This window comes from Mycobacterium sp. Panama NTM2, from assembly GCF_054355555.1.
Map to the genome: position 1 here is coordinate 1,085,380 of NZ_CM135953.1, position 18,683 is coordinate 1,104,062.

The 18,683-nt window shown below is 67.7% G+C and carries 18 protein-coding genes and 1 pseudogene; 11 read left to right on the forward strand and 8 right to left on the reverse strand.

What is annotated here, in order from left to right:
- Nucleotides 1–23: 23 nt before the first annotated feature.
- Nucleotides 24–1,379 (forward strand): annotated as a pseudogene (locus ACXYX3_RS05275) (HNH endonuclease signature motif containing protein); the annotation flags it as partial.
- On the opposite strand, the gene ACXYX3_RS05280 reads toward ACXYX3_RS05275, so the two are convergent.
- From ACXYX3_RS05280 to ACXYX3_RS05305, 6 genes are all read right to left on the reverse strand, one after another.
- A complete protein-coding gene (locus ACXYX3_RS05280) occupies nucleotides 1,379–1,987 on the reverse strand; it encodes a dTDP-4-dehydrorhamnose 3,5-epimerase family protein (protein WP_458610428.1) in 609 nt (202 codons plus the stop codon). The pseudogene ACXYX3_RS05275 and the gene ACXYX3_RS05280 overlap by 1 nt on opposite strands.
- Nucleotides 1,984–2,979, reverse strand: coding sequence for a dTDP-glucose 4,6-dehydratase (gene rfbB / locus ACXYX3_RS05285; protein WP_458610430.1), 996 nt, complete (start codon nucleotides 2,977–2,979; stop codon nucleotides 1,984–1,986). The genes ACXYX3_RS05280 and rfbB overlap by 4 nt, the downstream gene beginning before the upstream one ends.
- Before the next feature lie 25 nt (nucleotides 2,980–3,004).
- The gene (locus ACXYX3_RS05290; RefSeq protein ID WP_458610432.1) at nucleotides 3,005–3,865 is read right to left on the reverse strand and encodes an LLM class F420-dependent oxidoreductase; all 861 of its coding nucleotides are present in this window, start codon (nucleotides 3,863–3,865) and stop codon (nucleotides 3,005–3,007) included.
- 45 nt (nucleotides 3,866–3,910) lie between these two features.
- A complete protein-coding gene (locus tag ACXYX3_RS05295; protein ID WP_241203171.1) occupies nucleotides 3,911–5,398 on the reverse strand; it encodes an ATP-binding protein in 1,488 nt (495 codons plus the stop codon).
- 76 nt (nucleotides 5,399–5,474) lie between these two features.
- Complete coding sequence (locus tag ACXYX3_RS05300; protein WP_241203170.1) at nucleotides 5,475–7,139, reverse strand: NAD(P)/FAD-dependent oxidoreductase; 1,665 nt, start codon at nucleotides 7,137–7,139, stop codon at nucleotides 5,475–5,477.
- Nucleotides 7,140–7,196: 57 nt separating this feature from the next.
- Nucleotides 7,197–7,874, reverse strand: coding sequence for a hypothetical protein (locus ACXYX3_RS05305; protein ID WP_458611981.1), 678 nt, complete (start codon nucleotides 7,872–7,874; stop codon nucleotides 7,197–7,199).
- A 207-nt stretch (nucleotides 7,875–8,081) separates the two neighbouring features.
- Between ACXYX3_RS05305 and ACXYX3_RS05310 the strand changes: the two genes are divergently transcribed.
- From ACXYX3_RS05310 to ACXYX3_RS05340, 7 genes are all read left to right on the forward strand, one after another.
- Nucleotides 8,082–8,759 carry an SRPBCC family protein gene (locus ACXYX3_RS05310; protein ID WP_458610435.1) on the forward strand — a complete coding sequence of 226 codons (678 nt, stop codon included), beginning with the start codon at nucleotides 8,082–8,084 and terminating at the stop codon, nucleotides 8,757–8,759.
- 47 nt (nucleotides 8,760–8,806) lie between these two features.
- On the forward strand, nucleotides 8,807–9,649 hold the full coding sequence (locus ACXYX3_RS05315) for a universal stress protein (protein WP_458610437.1): 843 nt from the start codon (nucleotides 8,807–8,809) through the stop codon (nucleotides 9,647–9,649).
- 39 nt (nucleotides 9,650–9,688) lie between these two features.
- Nucleotides 9,689–9,949 carry a hypothetical protein gene (locus ACXYX3_RS05320; RefSeq protein ID WP_458610439.1) on the forward strand — a complete coding sequence of 87 codons (261 nt, stop codon included), beginning with the start codon at nucleotides 9,689–9,691 and terminating at the stop codon, nucleotides 9,947–9,949.
- Nucleotides 9,950–10,028: 79 nt separating this feature from the next.
- A complete protein-coding gene (locus ACXYX3_RS05325; RefSeq protein ID WP_458610441.1) occupies nucleotides 10,029–11,039 on the forward strand; it encodes a zinc-binding alcohol dehydrogenase family protein in 1,011 nt (336 codons plus the stop codon).
- A gap of 92 nt (nucleotides 11,040–11,131) precedes the next feature.
- Complete coding sequence (locus ACXYX3_RS05330) at nucleotides 11,132–11,893, forward strand: sulfite exporter TauE/SafE family protein (RefSeq protein ID WP_458611982.1); 762 nt, start codon at nucleotides 11,132–11,134, stop codon at nucleotides 11,891–11,893.
- A gap of 34 nt (nucleotides 11,894–11,927) precedes the next feature.
- Nucleotides 11,928–13,274 (forward strand): MBL fold metallo-hydrolase, encoded by a 1,347-nt coding sequence (locus tag ACXYX3_RS05335; RefSeq protein ID WP_458610443.1) that lies wholly within the window; start codon nucleotides 11,928–11,930, stop codon nucleotides 13,272–13,274.
- A gap of 64 nt (nucleotides 13,275–13,338) precedes the next feature.
- Nucleotides 13,339–14,754 (forward strand): CHASE3 domain-containing protein, encoded by a 1,416-nt coding sequence (locus ACXYX3_RS05340; RefSeq protein WP_458610445.1) that lies wholly within the window; start codon nucleotides 13,339–13,341, stop codon nucleotides 14,752–14,754.
- A 6-nt stretch (nucleotides 14,755–14,760) separates the two neighbouring features.
- Here ACXYX3_RS05340 and ACXYX3_RS05345 read toward each other — a convergent pair whose 3' ends face one another.
- Nucleotides 14,761–16,395: a cation:proton antiporter gene (locus tag ACXYX3_RS05345; protein WP_458610447.1), complete on the reverse strand. Its 1,635-nt coding sequence runs from the start codon at nucleotides 16,393–16,395 to the stop codon at nucleotides 14,761–14,763.
- A 9-nt stretch (nucleotides 16,396–16,404) separates the two neighbouring features.
- Nucleotides 16,405–17,208 (reverse strand): universal stress protein, encoded by an 804-nt coding sequence (locus ACXYX3_RS05350; protein ID WP_458610449.1) that lies wholly within the window; start codon nucleotides 17,206–17,208, stop codon nucleotides 16,405–16,407.
- A 219-nt stretch (nucleotides 17,209–17,427) separates the two neighbouring features.
- Here ACXYX3_RS05350 and dosR point away from each other — a divergent pair, with 219 nt between their 5' ends.
- The 3 genes from dosR (at nucleotide 17,428) to rpmJ (ending at nucleotide 18,658) form a co-directional block, all read left to right on the forward strand.
- The gene (gene dosR, locus ACXYX3_RS05355; protein ID WP_458610451.1) at nucleotides 17,428–18,078 is read left to right on the forward strand and encodes a hypoxia response regulator transcription factor DosR/DevR; all 651 of its coding nucleotides are present in this window, start codon (nucleotides 17,428–17,430) and stop codon (nucleotides 18,076–18,078) included.
- A gap of 210 nt (nucleotides 18,079–18,288) precedes the next feature.
- Nucleotides 18,289–18,510 carry a translation initiation factor IF-1 gene (gene infA / locus ACXYX3_RS05360; RefSeq protein ID WP_003418601.1) on the forward strand — a complete coding sequence of 74 codons (222 nt, stop codon included), beginning with the start codon at nucleotides 18,289–18,291 and terminating at the stop codon, nucleotides 18,508–18,510.
- A 34-nt stretch (nucleotides 18,511–18,544) separates the two neighbouring features.
- Entirely contained in the window at nucleotides 18,545–18,658 is a 114-nt protein-coding gene (gene rpmJ, locus ACXYX3_RS05365) for a 50S ribosomal protein L36 (RefSeq protein WP_003879483.1), read from the forward strand.
- Nucleotides 18,659–18,683 lie beyond the last annotated feature (25 nt).

Here is an 18,683-nt window from a genome sequence, read left to right on the forward strand (position 1 = left end):
TCGTTCGAACTAGTGTTCGATACATGGACGTGGTCGCGGAGGCAGTGGAGGGGATGCGGGCTCGGCTCGCGATCCTGCACGACGCCTGCGACGGGCTCTCGCATCGGGAGCTGGTGGCGCTGATGGCGGAGCTCACGTCGGTGGTGCGGTCGGTGCCGGCGTTGGAACACCAGATCCTGGCCCGGCTGACCAGCGAGACGGAGCCGCGCCGCCTCGGGGAGGCATCGTGGAAGAAGGTACTCACCACGACGCTGCGGGTCTCCGAGCGCGACGCCAAGCGCCGCCTGGCTGACGCGGCCGCGTTGGGGCCGCGGCAAGCCCTGACCGGGGAACCCTTGGCCCCGGTCTGGGAGGCGACCGCGGCCGCGCAAGCGGCCGGATCGTTGGATGCCGAGCATGTCGCGGTGATCGCGAAGTTCCACGACGGGCTGCCGGTGTGGGTTGATACAGACACCCGCGCCGCCGCCGATCGGCAGCTCGCCTCGCTGGGGGCGGGGCTGACGCCGGAGGATCTGCGCAAGGCTGCGGATCGGTTGGCGGCGATGATCGACCAAGACGGGCCCGAACCCACCGACGCCGATCGCGCCCGCAAGCGGGGCCTGTGCCTGGGTGAGCAGCAGGCTGACGGGATGAGTCGGCTGACGGGCTGGGTCACCCCGGAGTTCCGTGCGCACTACGAGGCCATTCAGGCGAAGTTGGCCGCGTCGGGCATGTGCAACCCCGATGACGAGACACCCTGCGTCGACGGGGAACCGGAGGAGCGCCAGCGCCGCGATGACACCCGCAGCCCGGCGCAACGCACTCATGACGCGTGGCTGGCCGTGGGGCGGATGGCGTTGACGTCGGGAGAGCTCGGTCAGCACAACGGGTTACCGGTCACGGTGATCGTCTCCACAACACTGCAGGAACTGGAGACGTCAGCTGGGGCGGCGGTCACCGGTGGCGGCTCGCTGCTGCCGGTGACAGATCTGATCCGGATGGCCGCCCACGCTCATCATTACTTGGCGGTGTTCGACGCCCACACCAGCCAACCGCTCTACCTCGGCCGCAGCAAGCGGCTCGCGAGCCCGGCGCAAAGGATCGTGCTGCACTCCTCAGCGCGCGGCTGCACCCGGCCCGGATGCTCGGTGCCCGGGTACTGGGCGCAGGTGCATCACGTCCGGGACTGGAAAGGCGGCGGGGCCACCGACATCACGAACCTGACCCTGGCCTGCGGTCCGGACAACCGGATGGTCGAGCAGACCGGCTGGACCACGAAGGTCAACCACCGCGGCCAGACCGAATGGCTCCCCCCACCCGACCTGGACACCGGAGGGCGCCGAACCAACGGCTACCACCACCCCGAACGCCACCTCCTGCCCGAAGACGACCAGGGGCCTCAGGTGCGCAGGGATTCGGCGAATGCGACGCACTCGTCCCATGTCGGCAGGACGCCGCTGGATTGCGCGTCCGCCAGGCTCGGCGCCGCGCGATCGCGGTCGGACAGGATCAGCTTCTCCGCCGGCAACCAATCGGTCCAGGTGATGCCGATCGCCGGATCCAGGGGATCGACGGTGTGCTCGCGGGCAGGGTCGTAGCCGGCCGAGCACAGATAGGTGACAATCGAATTGTTCTGCAGCGCAAGGAAAGCGTGGCCCAGACCCTCAGACAGGTACACCGCGCGATGGGTTTGGTCGTCCAGCGTCACCGCATCCCACGTCCCAAAGCTGGCCGAACCGACCCTGATGTCCACGACGACGTCGACGACAGCGCCGCTCATGCAGGTCACGTACTTGGCCTGGCTCGGCGGCAGTTGCGCGAAGTGCACGCCGCGCAACACCCCGGCCGAGGACACCGAGCAGTTCGCCTGCCGCAGATCGAGCGAATGCCCCGTCATCGCAGTGAACGAGGTGTCAGTGAACCATTCGAAGAACGCGCCGCGGGAGTCACCGTGCACCGTCGGCGTCAGCTCCCACGCGCCGGGAACCGAGAGCTCGCGCACCTTCATCCTTCGCGCACCAGGTAACGCGCTTCGACCGCATCTTTCAACGGCGCCCACCACGACTCGTTGTCGCGGTACCACGCGATCGTCTCGCGCAGCCCCGCCTCGAAGTCCGTGTGCCTTGGCGCCCAACCCAATTCGTCACGCAGCGGCCCGGGGTCGATCGCGTACCGCAGGTCGTGGCCCGCCCGATCGGTGACATGGTCGAAATCGTCGTCGGCGCGGTCCATGAGCCGAAGGATCGTGCGCAACACCGTGAGGTTGTCGCGTTCGCCGTTCGCGCCGATCAAATAGGTGCGGCCGATGTCACCGTCGGTGAGGATGCGCCACACCGCGCTGTTGTGGTCCTCGACGTGAATCCAGTCCCGGACATTGGCCCCGGCGCCGTACAGCCGTGGCCGCCGCCCGGTCAGGATGTTGGTGATCTGCCGCGGGATGAACTTCTCGACGTGCTGATACGGCCCGTAGTTGTTCGAGCAGTTCGACAGCGTCGCGGCCACGTCGTACGACCGCACCCAGGCACGTACCAGCATGTCGGACGCTGCCTTGGTCGACGAGTACGGGCTCGACGGGTTGTACGGCGTGGACTCGGTGAACCGGACCGGATCGCCCAGCGGCAGGTCGCCGTACACCTCGTCGGTCGAGATGTGGTGCAGCCGAACATTGTTGGCGCGCACGGCCTCGAGCACCGTGAACGTGCCCAACACGTTGGTGTGTACGAACGGCGCCGGATCGGCGAGCGCGTTGTCGACGTGGGTCTCGGCGGCGAAGTGCACCACCGCGTCGGACTCGGCCACCAGGCGGCCGACCAGGTCCGCGTCGGTGATGTCGCCCTCGACCAGGCGGACGTCGCCCGCCACGGATGCGAGCGACTCGCGGCTCCCGGCGTAGGTCAACGCATCGAGCACGGTGACGTGTACGTCGTCGCGCTCACGCACCGTGGCATGGACGAAATTCGCACCGATGAAGCCGGCGCCCCCCGTGACCAGCAATCGCATGGTCGTCGACTCTATCGGGCGGGGTTCAGCCTTGCTGAAGACCCAGGGGGCGGGCCAGCTCTTCGAGCGTCGACATCAACTCGTCACCGCCGCCGAGCACCTGAATCGCCACGTGGTCCGCCCCGGCCTGCAGGTGCTCGTCGAGGCGCGCCGCGATCTCATCGGGGGAGCCGTAGGCGACCACCGCGTCGATGAAGCGGTCGCTGCCCGGACGCTCCAGGTCCTCGTCGGTGAAGCCCAACCGCTTCCAGTTGTTGACGTAGTTGCTCAACCCGAGATAGAAGTCCACGGTCTGGCGCCCGACCTCCCGGGCGGTGGCGGGGTCATCGGTGAGCACGACCTTGTGCTCGGGCGCCAGGAGCACCGTCGGGCCGAGCAACTCGCGGGACTGACCGGTGTGCACCGGGGTGGTCAGGTACGGGTGCGCGCCGGCGCTGCGCTGCGCGGACAGTTTCAGCACCTTCGGGCCGAGCGCGGCGAGCACGCGGCGGCTGGTGGGCACCTTCGCGGCGTCGAGCACGTCGAGGTAGTCCACGAGCGCCTGGTACGGCTTGGTGTATTGCTGCTGATGCTCGGGATGTCCCACGCCGACGCCGAGCAGGAACCGGCCGGGGAACGCCTCCTCGATGCGGTGGTAGGACGTGGCCACCTCGTTGGCGTCGGCCGTCCAGATGTTCACGATGCCGGTGGCGACCTGCAACGTCTCGGTCTTCTCGAGGATCGGCTCGACGAATTCGAGGTCCGCGGCGGGCGACGCCCCCACCCACACGGTGCCGTAGCCGAGTTTCTCGATGTCGACGGCCTGCTCCGGGCTGACCGGCTGGCCGGTCCACACCCCGTATCGACCCAGCGCGGGCTTCAGTGACGGGCCTTCGGATTCGGGCACTCGGTTCCCCTTCAAGTCGGTCGTGGCACGTTCTCGCTCAGGTCACTACCCGGTCGCGGGCTCGGTCATGCCGGTGGCAGCCGTTTCGGCAGGCGCCGGCGCCTCCAGCGGCAGGCAGACGATGAACCGGGTGTCGCCGGGCCGTGACTGCACCGACAGATTGCCGTGGTGCTTCTCGACGACGATCCGCCAGGCCAGGTCCAGCCCGAGCCCGGTGCCCTCGCCGAACGGCTTGGTGGTGAAGAACGGGGTGAAGATGCGGTCCACGATGTCCTCGGGGATGCCGGGCCCGTCGTCGCAGATCTCCACGCGCACCGTCGACTCGTTCTCGCGCATCGTCCGGATCGTCAGGTTGCCGTGGCCGTTCATCGCCTGGATCGCGTTGTCAATGATGTTGGTCCACACCTGGTTCAGGTCGCCCGGGTAGCAGAGCAGCTCGGGCAGCGTCTTGTCCTTGTCCCAGTGCAGCTCGACCGGCTTGTCCTTGCCCAGCTTGTCGCCGAAGATCGTCTTGACCGTGCTGAACAGGAGCTCGTGGATGTTCGCGCTCTGGTATTCCGCACGATCCATCTGTGAGTACTGCTTGGCGCCGGCCAGCAGCGCCGAGATGCGCTTGCTCGCCTCGGCGATCTGGTTCATCAGCAGCTCGGTGTCGATCGTGTACTTCAGCCAGCCGATCGCGCCCGGGAGCGTCGCCGAGCAGTCGACGTCGTCGATGGTGGCCTCGACACGCTCGAGCCAGTCGACGTCCAGACCGGCCTCCACGAACGTCGGCGCGTAATCCCAGGCGCTCCCGATGCCGTGCTCCTCGAGCCAGTCGCCGATCTGGTCCTCGCGGTCGGAGGTCTCCAGCGCCGTCAGCTCCTGGGACTTCGACTTGGCCACCTGCTCGGCCACCTCATCCTGGATGCTGATCAGCACTTTGAGTGCGGCCGGGGTGAACTTGCCGTCGGCGAGCATCGCGAGCTTGTGCCGCATCTTGCCGACACCTTCGCGCAGGTCGGCGACCGCGCGGGCGGTGGCCCCCGCCGGGTTGTTGAGCTGATGGGTCAACCCCGCCGACAACTGACCCAGCGCCAGCAGCTTCTCCCGCTGCCCCAGGATCTGGCGTTGCCGTAGGCCACCGACCATGTGCCCTTCCAGCAGATGCACGGCCATCGGGAATTCTTTCTGCATGAACTCCGCGAACGCGTTGGCGTCGAGGACGAAGAACTTCGACGGGCGGGTCACCCGTACCGACGCCTGATAGACGTGTTCCTCACCGGGGATGTAGGCCGACCACGCGCCGCAGTACACGCCGCGCTGCGACGTGCGGTTGGTCTCGATGTCCACCCCACCCGAGCGCTTCGACATCACCAGTTCGCCCTCGATCAGGACGTAGAAGCACGTCGCGGGGTCGCCTTCGGTGTGGATGGGGCCCGGTTCGAAGGTCGCGATGTGGCCGTTGGCGCACAGCGTCGACAGCTGCTCGTCGTTCAGGTGCTCGAACAGGAACAGCGTGCGCAACTCGTCGGGAAGGCACTTCTCGCCCATGTCAGGTTCCTCCTGGTGTCCCGATCGGCAGTGACCATATGAAACGCCTGCTGCCCGGAGTTGATTCCACGAACGCCTATGTTTCGGCCAGATACCGGTGCACCAGCATGACCGCCATCGACCCTTCCCCGACCGCCGCGGCGACCCGTTTGGCCGACTCCGAACGCACGTCTCCGGCGACGAACACCCCCGGCACGCTGGTTTCCAGGTGATGCGGCGGGCGGTCCAGTGTCCAGCCGCTGATGTCGCGCAGGTCCGGGCCGGCCACGATGAAGCCGTGGTCGTCGCGCACGACGACACCGTCGAGCCAGTCGGTGCGGGGCTCGGCGCCGATGAAGATGAACATGCGGCCGCAGGCGAACTCCTCACGTTCGCCGGTCTCGCGATGCTCGAGGCAGATGCCCTCCAGATGCCCGTCGCCCTTGACCGCGTGGACGACGGTGTTCGGCATCTCCTTGATGTTGTCCTGTGCCCTGATCTGCTGGATCAGGTAGTGCGACATGGAATCCTCGAGGGTGCGGCGGCTGACGATGGTCACCGACTTCGCGGTCCGCGACAGATACATCGCCGCCTGACCCGCCGAGTTCGCACCGCCGATGACGTACACCTCGTCGTCGTCACACTCCGAGGCCACCGAGGTCGTCGCGCCGTAGTACACACCGGCCCCGGTCAACGTCTCGCACCCGTCGGCGGGCAACTGCCGGTACTCGACACCCATCGCGAGGATGACCGCGCGGGTGCCGATGGCCCGGCCGTCGGACAGGTGCACGGTGCGGGCGTTGCCGTCCACCTCGAGGGCGACGACCTCGGCGGCGGTGATCAGCTCGGCGTCGAACTTCTCGGCCTGACGGCGGGCACGTTCGGCGAGTTGGGCACCGGACAGACCGTCGGGGAATCCGAGGTAGTTCTCGATGCGTGAGCTCTGCCCGGCCTGCCCTCCGGTGGCGGTGCGTTCGATCAGCACGGTCTTGAGTCCTTCGGACGCGCCGTAGACCGCGGCCGCCAGCCCGGCCGGGCCGCCGCCGATCACCACCAGGTCGTAGAAGTCGCCGGACGGCGTGGTCGTCAGCCCCAACGTCGCGGCCAGCTCGGCATCGGTCGGATCGACCAGCGTCTCGCCCTGCTCGGTGATCACCACCGGCAGCGTCAACCCGTCCTGGCCGGCCGCGTCGAGCAGCGCGGCACCCTTGGGCTCGTCGGAGCGGAACCAGGTGTAGAAGAGCCGATTGCGGGCCAGGAATTCGCGCACCTCGGAGGACCGGGCGCTCCACGGGTGCCCGATGATCTTGGTGTGGGGGATGGCCCGTTCGCCGGTGGCACGCCACGCGTCGATCAGCGCGTCGATCACCGGGTAGAGCTTCTCCTCTGGCGGGTCCCAGGGCTTGAGCAAGTAGTGGTCCAGGTCGACGACGTTGATCGCGTCGATCGCGGCGTGCGTGTCGGCGTACGCGGTGAGCAGCACGCGTCGCGCCATCGGGAAGATGTCCATCGCCGCTTCGAGGAACTCGATGCCGCTCATCTGCGGCATCCGGTAGTCGGCGACGAACACCGCGACGGTCTCGCCGCGCAGCTTCAGTTCGTTGAGGGTCTCCAGCGCGTCGGGGCCTGATTCGGCTCGCACGATGCGGAACTTCTCGCCGTAGTGGCGGCGCAGGTCGCGCGCGACCGCGCGGGAGACCGCGGGGTCGTCGTCGACTGTCAGAATCACGGGTTTACGGGGCGCAGTGGCCGGGCCTGTCATCGCCTCCAATTATGCGCGGGCTGTCCAGCCGATATGCGCTCAGTCCGGTGCGTCCACCTACGGCACGGGATGCGCGGTGCGTATCCCCTCGACGATCTGTGCGCGGCGAGTGCGCTCGGCGCGTGCGGCGATACCGCGCATCATCTTCTGCTCCATCACGAAGTGGGGGATGTCGAACCAGAAGTGGCCGACCGCCTCGCCGCTGCCGCGCACCAGGAGTCGCGTCCAGGTCTGCTCGGGCCGCAGTACGAAAGACCAACTGCCCAAGGCTTTCTCGCCGCGCTCGAGCCGTTGGTTGTCGGCAGGGGAAACCAGCACCAAATATGATTGCGGTTCGACCGCCGCGACGATCATGGATGCCCGGCGCCCGTAGCGCCGCGCCAGCCAGACGGTGTCACCGACGTCGAGCCGTTGCCACTCCGGATGGATCGTGTCGGCGTTGTGGACGTCGGCGCCGACCGCGCGTTCGAGCAGTGAGTAGCTGTAGAAGCCGCCCCGGTCCTCGCCGAGTTGCACCAGCCACGCCCACACATCGGCCGGCCGGGCGTCGACGGTCACCGCTCGCGTGGTCCGCAGCGCATCAGGTTCGACGAGCTCGTCACCGGGCAGCACCGCCGTCATCTCCTCCCGGCGCGCGCCCCAGGTGTGTATCCAGGGGGCCACGTGGTGGCGATAGAGGGCGGCCACCCCGATCACGGCCATCACGTCGGCGAGGAGAGGTCGCCGCTTGCCCATCGTCGGTGTCCTCGGCTGTGCAGTCATGGCGCCCCCTTCCGGACGTGAACTTCCTGCGTGACTCCAGCGGATCACCGAGCAGCAGCCACACACCAGGGTCCGAAGTCCCGGACACGGAGGTCGATGTGCCGATCGGTCGGTCGAGGGACTCGCGCGAAAGGACCACCGGCCCTAGTGGATTGCCTGACGGTCAAGCACGCTGAAGCCATGACGCACAGACTGGTGCCGATGCTCGCCGCGGCGGGAGTGCTGTACGCGGCCCGCCGCTATTTCCGTGACTGGGGCACGACCAAGGCCGAGTCCCAGGACGTCCTGCCCGGTGACGAACGGGTGCGGCCGCCGATGCTGCGGACCACCGAGGCGGTCTTGATCGACGCCCCCGCCGAGCAGGTGTGGCCCTGGCTCGTGCAGATGGGTCAGGACCGTGGCGGCTTGTACGGCTTCGAAGCGATCGAGAAAGTCCTCGGGCTGCGGTACCGCAACGCCGATCGAATCCATCCGGAATGGCAGCACATCGCCGCCGACGACGAGATCCGACTGGCGCCGAAGCGGTGGATGAACCTGCCCGACGGTGTCACCGCTCGCGTCGTCACCGTCATCGACGGCCGCGCCCTTGTCCTGCGCATCGATGCGCTGCGCAGCGTCTGGGATGTGGTGTGGTCGTTCCACCTCGTGCCGCGCGGCGACGACCAGTGCCGTCTGCTGTTGAGAACGCGGCTCGCCCTGCGCCATCCGGGCGAGGTGGCTGTTGCGGAGCTGATGGGACCGGCGCGCGCGGTGCTGACGCGCGGCATGCTAGTGGGGATCAAGCGGCGGGTCGAACGCCAGCGTCAAGCCGAGGCGGCTGCTGCGGCGGCCAGTGCGAGCCTGCACCACACCGGCTGATCAGGCCGACGTAGCCATCGCAGCAGACCACCCCACAGGAGACGACGATGTCCGCACGCCCCTCTTCGCGTGGTGTGGTCGTGGGTGTCGACGGCTCGGCGTCAGCCACCGCGGCACTGCGCTGGGCTGTCGCCGAAGCACGGTTGCGCGCAACGACTCTGTGCGTCGTCCATGTCGCAGCGGACACCGACGACGTTCTCGACGAGGCGCTGGCGATCGCAGCGACTCAGACCGGCGGCGAGGCACCGCCCGTCACCGGTGTCCGGCTGGCCGGGTCACCGGCGCCGGTCCTCGCTCGGCAGTCGCAGGATGCGGACATGGTGGTGGTGGGTCGGCACGGGGACGGTGCGCGGTTTCGCCGTCTGCTCGGTTCGGTCACCACCGCAGTGCTGCATCATGCGCATTGCCCGGTGGCGGTGGTACACGCCGACACGACGCGAAGCGCTGCGTCGATCCACAGGAACCGTCAACCGGTGCTGGTCGGTGTCGACGGTTCGCGGTGGTCGGCTGCTGCCGCCGAGGTCGCCTTCGCCGAGGCGTTTGCGCGGGGCGTGGGCGTTCTGGCGCTCTATGTGTGCGACGAGGCGGAGCAGACGCCGGAGTCGGGGCGCCGATCGTCGTTCTGGATCGAGGAGGGACAGGAGATCCTCGCCCAGGCATTGGCGCCACTGCGGCAACGTCATTCCACGGTGCCGGTGCACACGCTGATCCGGTTCGAGGATCCGGCCCGTCAATTGTTGACCCAGGGCGAGAGGGCGCAGCTGATCGTCGTGGGTAGCCACGGCCGCGGTGCGGTGACCGGCTTGCTGCTGGGCTCGGTCAGCACCGCCGTGGCCAGTGAGATGCGCAACCCGGTGATCGTGGTGCGGTGCGGGCAACGCGCGACGTGACAAACGATGGCCCGATCGCACCCCCGAGAGGAGTCGAGCATGACATCGACCCGACGCGCAGATACGTCTGCGGCTGCGATGGAGAAGATCGCGTGGCAGTTCCTGTCGTCCGAGTTCGCGGGCTCTAGCTACGCGGACCTGTCGCTGGATCGGCGACTCGACATCTTCCTGCGTCACAACGGATACCGAGCTCTACACGACAACGGGACGGCTTATCAGGATCTGCTCGACCACGTCATGGACAACATCTCGGTCGCCGTGCGCAGCGGCGCACTACCGCTGAGGGGAGGCCGGTCATGAGGTTCGCCGTCTCGCTGGGGACACTGGACGACATGGTCCCCTTCGTCGCGGTGCGCGGTGGTCGTTCATCTTGTCGGCGATGACGACCATGCGCGCGTGGCGGGTCGGTACGCCCGGGCCGGTGCAGACCCGACCGCTCGAATTCGTGACCGCCGAGGTGCCCGAGCCGGGTGCCGGCGAGCTGCTGATCGCCGTCCATTCCTGCGGCGTGTGCCGGACAGACCTGCACGTCGCGGAGGGTGACCTGCCGGTGCACCGAGCGCACGTCACGCCGGGGCACGAGGTGGTGGGCGAGGTGATGGCCCTGGGGCCCGGTGCCGGTGGGGTCTTCGCCACGGGCGATCGAGTGGGGGTGGCGTGGTTGCGGCACACGTGTGGCCGCTGCCGCTTCTGTCTACGCGGCCGGGAGAACCTCTGCCCCGAGTCTCGATACACCGGCTGGGATGCCGACGGTGGCTACGCCGAATTCGTCACCGCGCCTGAGGCGTTCGTGCATCGGCTGCCTGAGGGGTACTCGAACAGTGAACTCGCCCCGCTGCTGTGTGCCGGCATCATCGGTTACCGCTCGCTCCTGCGCGCTGAGCTCCCGGCCGGCGGCCGGCTGGGTATCTACGGTTTCGGCGGCAGTGCCCACATCACCGCACAGGTGGCCCTGGCGCAGGGGGCAGAGGTACACGTGATGACGCGTGGCGCCGAGGCGCGGGAGCTCGCAGTGGCACTCGGGGCGGCGTCGGCGCAGGGAGCGGCCGAGCCGCCGCCGGTGAAGCTCGATGCCGCAATACTGTTCGCCCCTGTCGGTGACCTCGTCCCGCCGGCACTGGAGGCTCTCGATCGAGGCGGCACGCTGGCGATCGCCGGGATACACCTGACCGACATCCCGTCGCTCGACTATCAGTCCCACCTGTTCCAGGAGCGCCAGGTGCGCTCGGTCACCTCCAACACCCGGACCGACGCGCGCGAGTTCCTCGAGTTCGCCGGACGTCACCACATCGAGGTGACCACTCCCGAGTACGGGCTCGATCAGGCCGCCGGCGCGCTGGCCGACCTGAGCGCCGGACGTGTCGCCGGTGCGGCCGTGCTGATCGTCTAGGGGGTCGTAACTCGAGACCGGCACGTGTACGGTCGATCCTGTCGGGTATACCCACCAGGGTATCGAGAGAGAGGATCGTCGTGACCGTCGCGATGACACTGGGCATGGGTGCCGTCATCGGTGTCCTGCTGGGAGTCCTCGGTGGTGGCGGCTCCATTCTCGCCGTTCCCGCGCTGGTGTATGGCCTCGGTCTGACCATCGACCAGGCCATTCCGGTGTCGCTGATCGTCATCGGGGTGGCCTCGGCGGTCGGCGCGCTCCCCAGGATCCGAGCCCGCCAGGTTCAGTGGCGACTGGCCGCGATCTTCGCGGTGGCCGGCGTACCGGGCGCCCTGCTCGGCACGGTCATCGGGCGACACCTGCCGCAGGCGGCGTTGATGGTCGGCTTCGCGGTCGTGATGATCGTCGCCGGGGTACGGATGCTGCGCGACGCGTCGTCGACCGGGACTGCCTGCGAGGTCGGTGACGACGGGATCAACTGGCGCCGGTGCGCCCCGCGATCCATCCCGACCGGGTTCGTCGTCGGACTGCTGACGGGTCTGTTCGGCGTCGGCGGCGGCTTCCTGATCATCCCGGCGCTCGTCGTGCTGCTCGGCGTCGAGATGTCCACGGCGATCGGCACCTCGTTGTTGATCATCGTCTCGAACTCGGTGGCGGGGATCGCGTCCCATGTGAACAGCGTGGCGATCGACTGGCGCGCCACGGCGGCGTTCGTCGGTGCCGCGACACTGAGTTCGCTGGCCGCAGGTCATTTCGGGGCGCGTGCGGACACCAGCCGGCTGCAGCGCTGGTTTGCCGTCCTGGTCTTCGCGGTCGCCGCATACGTCCTCATCGACACGCTCGTCATCCGATGAATCGACACCCACACCAAGGAGGAAGGCACGGAGTATGGACATCTCGATCATCGAGACATCGTCACTGGGCGACCGCAGCTATCTGGTGAGTCACTCAGGCACCGCCGTGGTCATCGACCCGCAGCGCGACATCGACAGAATCCTCGGTCTCGCAGACCATCTCGGCGTACGCATCACTCATGTCCTCGAGACGCACCTGCACAACGACTACGTCTCGGGTGGGCTCGAGCTGGCCCGTGTGGTCGGAGCGGACTACCTGCTGCCGGCAGGCGACCGGGTGGACTTCGAGCATCGGGCAGTGTCCGATGGTGATCGGATAGACGCCGGGGCATTCCGGTTCACCGCGATGCACACGCCCGGCCACACCCACCACCACATCAGCTACGTCCTGCACGATCCCGCCGACAGGGTGGTCGCCGTCTTCACCGGCGGCTCGATGTTGCACGGCACCACCGGGCGGACCGACCTGCTCGGTGCCGATCACACCGATGAGCTGACCCGGGCTCAGTACCATTCGATCCGCCGGCTGGCCGCCGAGTTGCCCGCCGACGCCCAGGTCTATCCCACCCACGGCTTCGGGAGCTTCTGTTCGGCGACGCCTGCCAGCGGTGACTCGTCGACGATCGGCGACGAGCAGCGCACCAATCCTGCGCTGACCCGCGACGAGCGGACCTATGTCGAGGAACTCCTCGCGGGCCTGTCGGACTATCCGGCCTACTACGCACACATGGGAGTCATCAACGCAGCGGGCCCTGCGCCGGTGGATCTGTCGATGCCGCAGCCGTGCGATCCACATGAGGTCGCGCGTCGCGTCGAGGCGGGGGAATGGGTCGTCGATCTGCGGAACCGTCGCGCCTTTGCCGCCGGACACCTCTGTGGCACGGTCGGCTTCGAGTTGTCGAACTCCTTCGTGACATATCTGGGCTGGTTGCACACGTGGGGTTCGCCTTTGACACTGATCGGAGAGAGTCACGATCAGATCGCCGAGGCCAGGCGGGAGTTGGTTCGCATCGGCATCGACGAGATCGCCGGTGCGACGGTCGGTGCTCTCCAGGACGGGTCCATGGGCGAGGTGCGGTCCTATCCCGTCGTCACGTTCGAGGACCTTGCGGCGGTCATGCCGACCGATCGGATCACGGTGCTCGACGTTCGGCAGCGCTCGGAATTCGCCGACGGTCACGTGCGCGGCGCGGTCAACATCCCGTTGCACGAACTCACCGAGCGTCTCGACGAGGTGCCCTCCGGTGAGGTGTGGGTGCACTGCGGATCGGGTTATCGGGCCTCGATCGCCGCGTCCCTCCTCGATCGGCGAGGTGACCGGGCCGTCACACTCGTCGACGACGGCTACGACCGCGCCGATGCCTTGGGACTGACCACGTGACGTCCCCGGCACGGAACCGGCGACCGCGAGGACTAGAGCCGTCGCCTGCGGGAACTCCCCAATTGTGGGGACGGGGAACCGGCAGCTCTCGCTGCGTCAGCTGATCGGCATCTGCCTGGCAGTCGTCAGTGTTGTGTTCCTCGCCGTGTCGGCGGCCTCTATCGTCGGCCGGGCCACCGTGACCCGCGCGGTCGACGAGCTGGTCGGCCGCGTGGCCCCCCTGCAGGACGAGGTGGAGGCACTGCGACGCGCGTACACCGATCAGGAGACGGGGCAGCGCGGATACCTCCTGACCGGAAATCCGGTGTCGCTGCAGCCGTATGACGCCGGCACCGAGGCTGCCGCGTCTCTGACCGAGACGCTGGCGGCGCGGCTCGCCGGCAACGAGCGGGGTCGCGAACTCCTGGCCGAGGTGACGGCAGCGGCGGCGCACTGGCGGACGCAGGTGGCGCAGCCGCAGATCGCTGCCCGCCGTTCCGGTCCGATCGCGCCCGAGCAGCAGACCACCATGACGCTGGAGGGCAAGCAGCAGTTCGACGACCTGCGCGCGCCGCTGCGGGATCTGGCCGGATACAGCAGCGAAATGGCTCAGGCCCAAGTGCGCAGGATCGAGGACGCCCAGCGGGTGGCCAATGTGATCCAAGGCGTCGGCGTGGTGGTGCTGGCCATCGTCGTCATCGGTGGCTTGACGCTCGTGCATCGCCGCCTCACCCGACCGGTGGAGGACCTGCTGGTCGAGGTCGAAGCCGTCGCCGCCGGCGACTACGACCAACCGATCCACCCCACCGGTCCCCGGGAGACCGCCGAACTCGCCCGTGCCGTCGAACAGATGAGACTGAGCCTGCGGGCCAGCACCAACGTGCTCATCGACGGCGAACTGCGCGACGAGCAGGCACGCATCGCGGCGGATCTGCACGACCGGGTGATCCAGCGGGTGTTCGGTCTGGGGCTGGGCCTGACCTCGGCAGCGGCCCGGCGCAGCCCGGACCTCGAGGGCTTCATCGACGAGACCGATGCGATCATCCGCGACCTGCGAGAGGTCGTGTTCAATCTGCATCAATCCATCTCCGCGCCTGTGCGGTCCAGCCGCCTGCGGTCGGCGATCATCGACGTCGTCGAGGGCAGTGTGGGGGCGCTGGGTTTCACCCCCGCATTGCAGTTCGAGGGGCCGGTCGACGACGCGCACGTACGTCCCCCGGCTCACGCGGCCGCCTTGGCCGTGGTGCGCGAGGCGCTGAGCAACGTGGCGCGCCACGCCCGAGCCAGCACCGCGTCGGTCACCGTCGCGGTGACAGGTCTGGATCTACGGATCATCGTGCGGGACAACGGTATCGGTATCTCCGACAGCGACACGATGGGCCACGGCAGAGCCAATATCAAGAGCCGGGCTGTGAATCTGGGCGGTAGCGCCAAGATCTACGACGCCAGTCCTGGCCCTGGGGCCGTGGTCGAATGGGCGGTGCCGCTCGATCTCCCGTGAGTGCCGTCAGTCCCCGGCGGTCAGTATGCGGTGCAGAGCATCGGAGGTGGTGTCGGCCGCGGAGGAGAACGGCTCGAGTACGACCTCGACGCCGGCGGCGCGCAACTGTTGGGCGTCGTGGCCGGTGTGCGCGGTGAGCGCGACAGTGCCGGAATAGCCGTGGTGGCGCAGACCGTGCAGCAACGCGAGGTTGGTCCTGAGCACTGGAATGGCGCTGATGACGTACTTCGCCTGCATCAGGGGCAGTGCGTCGAGTAACGCTGCGTCCTCGGCGCTGCCGAATGTGGCGACGACGCCCCGCTCCCGATGCCTCGCCACCTCATGGGGATCGAAATCGACACCGAGGACACGGTGTCCGGCACCGATCAGCCGCTCGGCGAGATGAGACCCGAACCGGCCCAATCCGAACACGACGACGTCGACGTCCTCGCCGGACGCGTGGTCCTGCACGCGGATCTCGTCCCGACGCTCCAGCTTCGACAGCCACCGCTGCAGCCAGGCGTAGAGCTGCTGGTCATACGTCGTCAGGTAGGTCGACGCTGCGATCGTGATCAGACCGACGAGGGTGATCAGGCTGACGGTGGCACCGCTGATGTGCCCCAGCGTCGATCCCAGCGCCGCCAGGATCAGCGAGAACTCGGAGATCTGTGCCGCGGGCACGCCCACCTGGAAGCCGACCTTCACCGGATAGCGCATCACCGCCATGATCGCGATGATGATCAGGGGTTTGACCAGCAACACGAACGCCGACAGCACGAGTGCTGAGGTCAGTTGCGCTGCCACGTCGGTGAATTGGAGGCCCGATCCCAGCGTGATGAAGAAGAACAGCAACAGGAAGTCCCGCAGGCTCACCAGCCGGGCACCCAGAGCGTCCCGAAACGGGGTGCCGGCCAGAGACACTCCCGCCAGAAATGCTCCGACCTCGGCGCTGAACCCCAGCCACTCGCTGCCCGCGGCGACCGACACCGCATACGAGACCCCGAAGAGCACCAACAGCTCCTGGGAGCGCGCGATCTGAGGCATCAACCGTGGCAGCACGAAACGCGTGAGGAGCCACAACATGAGCAGCAGCGCAGCGCCTTTGCCGATGACCGCAGCGATGCCCGCACCGATGCCCGCCGGCTGCCCTTGCCCGGACGCGGTCAACCCGATCATCACCAGCACCACGACCATGTCCTGCACGATCAGCAGGCCCACCACGATCCGCCCGTGCAACTGGTCGAGTTCGTGCTTGTCCGACAGCAGCTTCACGATGATGATCGTCGACGAAAAGGACAGTGCAACAGCAACATACAGAGCTGACACCGGGTTGATGCCGAGGGCGTGCGCAGTCAGGAAACCCAGGACGGTCGTGATCGCGACCTGTCCGAGGCCGATCGCCACCGCCACCGAACCTGTGCTGCGGATCATGTGCAGGTCCAAGCGGAGCCCGACGAGGAACAGCAGGACCGCCAAGCCGAGTTCGGCCAGCAATTCCAGCGTGTCGGCGGTGGACACCCACCCCAAGCCGACCGGGCCGACCGCGACGCCGACCAGGATGAAGGCGACGATCAGAGGTTGGCGCAATCGCGTCGCGACGAGGCCGGCGACCGTCGCGATCAGCAGGATGAGCGCCAGGGTCGGAAACTGGGGCAGATCCACGTCGCGCCGTCAGTCCGGGCGGGCGACGATCACCGGGACGCGAGCTGCCTGCACGACCGCGCTGCTCACCGAACCGAGCAGGGTGCTGGCGATGGCTCCCTCCCCGCGGCTGCCGACCACGACGAGCTGTGCTGTGTCCCCGCGTTCGGCGAGCCGGCGCGCCGGCTGATCAGGGACCGCCACCGGCTCGACCCGCACCTCGGGGAATTTCTGCTGCCAGGTGGTGAGGTGCTCGCCGAGTTGGCGTTCCACCCCCGGACGCATCTCCTCCCAGTCGAAGCCGGGAAATTCGAATGCCCCGGGCGACCACCAGGCATACATCACCGTGAGCGTGACGCCCCGTCGGGCGGCTTCGGCGAACGCGATCTCCACGGCCGCTCGCGAGTCGGCCGAGCCGTCGAATCCCACGAGGACAGGCGCATCTGCTGCGGGTCGCGGACCATCGTGGACCACCGCGACCGGGCCGTGCGCGCGGTGCACGAGTCCGGTGCTGACGCTGCCGAGCATGGTGCGGGCCAGCGCTCCGCGTCCCCGCGACCCCACCACGACGAGCTTCGCCGTCCGGGACGCCTCGACCAGTCCCGCCGTCGGGGTCGCCGCGGTGAACTCCGACTTCACCGGCACCGAGCCTCCGGTGATGCCCTTCGCGATCTGCTCCGCGTCGGCGAGGATGTCCTTCCCGACCTGCAGCTGCCATTCCAGCAACCCGGCGGGTACGGAGGCCGCCGGCCACACGGACACCGGTGGCGGCGCGGCGTAGAGCAGGGTCAGAGGTGCGCCGTGCAGCGTCGCCTCCTCGGCAGCCCATTCCAATGCGGGTTGCGAGGACGGTGAATCATCAACTCCGACAAAGATTTCAGATCCTCGCGCAGGATGGCTCATCGCGGTTCCTCCCCGTCGTGTGGACAAGACGAAACCTTACGGCCGGCCGGTGGGCGAGCCAAGAGGCCTTCGACTCTTTCCGCCGACCTCGTGAGCGCCGCGCCGCCGAATCCTGCCTGTCCATGGCCGCGATGTCGCCATACTGATGAGATGGTCCGTGTCTTCCTGGTCGACGATCACGAGGTGGTGCGACGCGGGTTGATCGACCTGCTCAGCGCCGACGAGGAGCTCGAAGTCATCGGTGAGGCCGGTACGGTGGCCGAGGCGCTCGCCCGCATCCCCGCCCTGCAGCCCGATGTGGCCGTGCTCGACGTGCGGCTCCCGGACGGCAACGGCATCGAACTGTGCCGCGAACTGCTGTCCCGGCTGCCTGAGCTGCGCTGCCTCATGCTGACGTCGTTCACCTCCGACGAGGCCATGCTCGACGCGATCCTCGCCGGCGCCAGCGGCTACGTCATCAAGGACATCAAAGGCATGGAGCTGGCCAAAGCCGTCAAGGAGGTCGGTGCGGGGCGCTCACTACTGGACAACCGGGCGGCCGCGGCGTTGATGGCCAAGCTGCGCAGCGCCGCCGACCGCTCCGATCCGCTGTCCGGGCTCAGCGACCAGGAGAAGGTGCTGTTGGACCTCTTGGGAGAGGGACTGACGAACAAGCAGATCGCGGCGCGGATGTTCCTCGCCGAGAAGACGGTGAAGAATTACGTGTCGCGGCTGCTGGCGAAACTGGGTATGGAGCGGCGCAGTCAGGCCGCGGCGTTCGTGTCCCGGCTCGACCGCCCTCACCGGCCGGAATCCGATTGACCGGTAGGGTCCGCACGCTGGGCGATTCGGCGATTTTGGGGCTGCTCACCGAGCGAGTAGTATGGATCGGCGGTGCGGTTTGCGCGCCGACTTCTCGCGTGTCCTGTCGGGAATTCCCGAGCTCCGGCCCACGTTGCTAGTCGGACCTGAGCTGTACCAAACCAGGCCAGCACTCCCATACGAAACGAAAAGCAAGGATCGCTAACCAGTATGGCCAAGAAAGACGGTGCCATCGAGGTCGAAGGCCGCGTTGTCGAACCTCTGCCCAATGCGATGTTCCGCATTGAGTTGGAGAACGGACACAAGGTCCTCGCCCACATCAGCGGCAAGATGCGGCAGCACTACATCCGCATCCTCCCCGAGGACCGCGTCGTGGTGGAGCTCTCTCCCTACGACCTGTCCCGTGGCCGCATCGTGTACCGCTACAAGTAAACGCAACCGACGAGAAGAAGGATCGACGACAGCCGTGAAGGTGAACCCGAGCGTCAAGCCGATCTGCGACAAGTGCAGGGTGATCCGCCGGCATGGGCGGGTCATGGTGATCTGCTCCGATCCCCGCCACAAGCAGCGGCAGGGCTAGTTCGCAGTAACAGCCCGCACCACAA